Source organism: Novipirellula sp. (genome assembly GCF_041583735.1).
In the GTDB taxonomy this organism is placed as follows: Bacteria; Planctomycetota; Planctomycetia; order Pirellulales; family Pirellulaceae; genus Novipirellula.
The window spans coordinates 1-2,026 of record NZ_JBFHFD010000992.1 but is presented as its reverse complement, the minus strand read 5'-3'; the positions used below and the strand labels follow the sequence as shown (position 1 = coordinate 2,026).

Genomic DNA, 2,026 nt, shown 5'->3' with positions numbered 1-2,026 from the left:
GGATGAAAACGTGTTGATTCCGCGACCGGAAACCGAGCATCTGGTGATCGAAGCACTCGATGTTGCCAAGGCGATGAAGATCAGCGACCGACCGATTCGTATTGCGGATGTCGGCACCGGCAGCGGCGCGATTGCGATCACACTAGCCAAGAACATCAAAGATGCCGAGATCACTGCAATCGATCTGAGCGAGGCGGCTTTGAAAATCGCGACCTGGAATGCGGAACATCTCAAAGCCACCGACTCGGTTCACTTCGTGCACAGCGATTTGTTTGAATCAGTCACCGACCCCGCCACGTTTGACATCATCTGCAGCAATCCGCCGTACGTTAGCGAGTCCGAGTACGAGCAGCTTGATCCGACCGTCCGCGATCACGAACCTCGCGAAGCGTTGGTCGCTGGCATTGATGGAATGGATATCATCAAACGATTGCTCGAAACCGCTCCCGAGCGGCTTGAGATCGGCGGCCGATTGATCATTGAAATCAGCCCGATGATCGCCGAACTATGCGAAGAACTTGTCGAAGCGACCCCAACACTCGGTGACTTGCGATTCATCAAAGACCTCAGCGGTCAGCGGCGAATCCTTTCCATGGTACGTGTCTAGCAATAGTCGTGCGTGACCTTCGTCGATGCTACTGCGCGATCGTGCCTGGCATGCCTTCGGCAAAGGTGATGCCGCTATCCATTTGCATCGGTTTTCCATCGGTGGCAAACCCGCGAGAATAGAAATATTCTTTGAGCCTGCGAAACTCGGCAAAGCTGTCGGGATAGACATACACGACCACGACCGTCGTCGCTGGATCACGACCGGCAAGTTCCACATGCAGATCACTTCCTTGGACCAGCATTTCGTCGACCGGTCGACCGATCGGCTCTTCAAGCGGCTCGATACTTAAACGCACCGGTTCGATCGTCGCTCGAATCCCTGCTTGGCCATTGATGCGAATCATCTCCTGTTCTTTGTTCATCACAAAGCGGCAAACGTAACCGCGAATCGGTCCAACCGCCGACTTGATCAATCCGGTTCGCGAAGTCCGCAAGTCGGGCACACACGCGTCACGCACCGATTTGAACAGCGCCACTTGCGGAACAACCGACAACAGATTGCCCTTGAGCCGAAAATAGACTTCGTCGCCGAATGCTTTCTTCGCCATCGGGGTGGGCAAATGCTGGACTGCGACGACCGGTGCTTCTTGCCCCTCGATTCGCTCGCGTTCGCCTTGCAGTTGGTTCATCCGCTTGATCATTTCATCGTATTCGCGGTTCCGTTTGGCAAGTGCCGTCGCGTCCTTGTCGAACTTACCCTGCTCGGCTTCCCAAGCCGCTTTGGCTTCCGTCAACAAATCGAGCATGGCGTCGCGTTGCTGCTGGCGAATCTCGAGCTCGGTATCAAAACGTTTCACCGTGGCTTCGAGACGATCCGAATCGGCTTGTGCCGAAGCGGCTCGCATCGAGTAACTGGCCAACGATTCCAATTGCTGTCCGCTGGCCGGAGCGTCGACCTGAACAAGCTCGTTTTCGAGATTCGATTGCGTCTTGATCTCTTCAATCACTTTGGACGATTGCGTGCCCAGCACCACCACCAAGATGATCAACACGCCGACGAGGTTAGCGATGATGTCTAAAAACGCATCATGCCCAAGTTCGAAGGTCGTGCGGTTACGTTTGGATCCACTCATTGTGCCACCTTCCCAACGACTTCGACGCCACTACCTTGCATCAATTCGCGAAGTTGCTCGAAGCGAGTTTCTCCGCCCGGCATGACTTCGACGTCAAGCACCGGTGACCAACGGCCGCCTGGCAACGAGGGCCCCCATCGATCGATGCGATCACGAACGGCAGTTGCCAATTCAAGCGTCGCGGTGGAGACCGGTTTATCACTAAATCCAAACACCTCGGTACCACCGCTCATGGCCGATCCGAGCAGCACAAATTGGCCCTCATCACAAACGACGCGGATGGTTCGCACGATCGAGTTGCCACGCGATTGCGCCACCGAATCGGGCAACGCCCAGTCGCGTTT

2 protein-coding genes and 1 pseudogene are annotated in these 2,026 nt (G+C 55.6%); 1 reads left to right on the top strand and 2 read right to left on the bottom strand.

Annotated features, from left to right (window positions below; translation table 11 throughout):
• Positions 1–607: peptide chain release factor N(5)-glutamine methyltransferase (gene prmC, locus ABX962_RS35385; RefSeq protein WP_372726354.1), on the top strand; the 607-nt coding region annotated here is incomplete at its 5' end.
• Between the two features lie 28 nt (positions 608–635).
• Here the strand turns inward: prmC and ABX962_RS35380 are convergent.
• The gene (locus ABX962_RS35380) at positions 636–1,682 is read right to left on the bottom strand and encodes a hypothetical protein (protein WP_372726353.1); all 1,047 of its coding nucleotides are present in this window, start codon (positions 1,680–1,682) and stop codon (positions 636–638) included.
• A pseudogene (locus ABX962_RS35375) lies at positions 1,679–2,026 on the bottom strand (hypothetical protein); the annotation flags it as partial. The gene ABX962_RS35380 and the pseudogene ABX962_RS35375, both read right to left, overlap by 4 nt.

Bases quoted from the DNA above. Each gene is read 5' to 3' on its own strand.
- ABX962_RS35380 (WP_372726353.1), bottom strand. From the start codon at position 1,682: ATGAGTGGATCCAAACGTAACCGCACGACCTTCGAACTTGGGCATGAT.